Origin of the sequence: Synechococcus sp. R55.2, from assembly GCF_047462075.1 — a bacterium.
In the GTDB taxonomy this organism is placed as follows: domain Bacteria; phylum Cyanobacteriota; class Cyanobacteriia; order Thermostichales; family Thermostichaceae; genus Thermostichus.
The window spans coordinates 1-757 of sequence record NZ_JANSIH010000205.1; the positions used below are offsets into that span (position 1 = coordinate 1).

1 protein-coding gene is annotated in these 757 nt (G+C 56.4%); it reads left to right on the plus strand.

Annotated features, from left to right (window positions below; genetic code table 11):
- A partial coding sequence (locus NW838_RS07310; RefSeq protein ID WP_414427771.1) for a CHASE3 domain-containing protein occupies positions 1-757 on the plus strand: 757 nt, incomplete at both ends.

Sequence of the window (757 nt, forward strand, 5' to 3'; positions counted from 1 at the left end):
TGGCCCATCAGGTGGTGGCCCAACTGGAGCTGCGCCGTACTTTGAGGGAACTGGCTCAGACGCCTCTGCTGCCTAAGTCGGGGGATACTAAACCTGCCCGCAAAAACCGCTTTCTCCTCAAAGTTACCGCCGGTTTTGGCCTGGCTGCCTTGCTTTTGGGCGGGATCACCTACTCAGCTCAGCGGAATGCCTCTCAACTGCCGCAGCTTACAGAACGAGTGGCCCACACTCTAAAAGTGATCCAAAACTTGGAAGGATTGCTGGCGGAAACCCGCGCCGCCGAAGCCGGTAAACGTGGCTATCTTCTGACCAATAATCCTCGCTATCTCAGTGAGTACCAAGCCAGCCTTGAAGCCACCTCCACCCATCTGCGCTTGTTGAAAGAGCTCACTGCTGACAACCCCCTGCAGCAAGAGCGCCTGAAGCGCCTAGAGCTGCTGCTGGAGCAAGAGGGGCTACCTGCCGTTCAGGAAGCTCTAGAAAGCAGCGAAGGGCCAAGGTTAATGGAGCAAATTGTCGAGTTGATTCGGGTGCTGCAGCAGGAGGAGAATCGCCTTCTGGAGCAACGCAATCAGGAACTGCAGTTAACCTGGGTGAGAACCAATCTTGTTGCCCTGGGGGGGCTGATTTTCACTTACCTGGTTCTGAGCGCCGTTTACTTCCTCATCCGCCGGGAGACTGCCGAGCGGGAAGAGGCAGAAGGATCCCTCAAGCAAGAGCGAGATTTTACCAACGCGGTTATCGATACGGCAGGGGC